Origin of the sequence: Vibrio sp. 1180_3 (assembly GCF_029478545.1) — a bacterium.
In the GTDB taxonomy this organism is placed as follows: Bacteria; Pseudomonadota; Gammaproteobacteria; order Enterobacterales; family Vibrionaceae; genus Vibrio; species Vibrio aestuarianus.
Genome location: NZ_SJFM01000259.1, coordinates 1 through 259, shown reverse-complemented (window position 1 = coordinate 259; position 259 = coordinate 1). Strand labels below are relative to the sequence as shown.

Here is a 259-nt window from a genome sequence, read left to right as displayed (position 1 = left end):
AATCATCTTGCAGGGCTATCGCCAAGCGGTAAGGCAGCGGCTTTTGATGCCGCCATTCCCTGGTTCGAATCCAGGTAGCCCTGCCATTATTTAAATGGTTAGCTTCAATAGGCTGAACATGACAACGATTGATTGGATCTCCAATTTCCAGTTAATCTACAGAATAAGTTGCGGAAGTGGCGAAATTGGTAGACGCACCAGATTTAGGTTCTGGCGCCGCAAGGTGTGAGAGTTCAAGTCTCTCCTTCCGCACCATTAT

Annotated in this window: 2 tRNA genes; both read left to right on the top strand. The window is 47.5% G+C overall.

Features of this window, described 5'->3' with window-relative positions:
• Window positions 1-11: 11 nt before the first annotated feature.
• A tRNA-Gln gene (locus EYW48_RS21770) sits at window positions 12-86 on the top strand.
• Window positions 87-170: 84 nt separating this feature from the next.
• Window positions 171-255 (top strand) — tRNA-Leu (locus EYW48_RS21765).
• Window positions 256-259 lie beyond the last annotated feature (4 nt).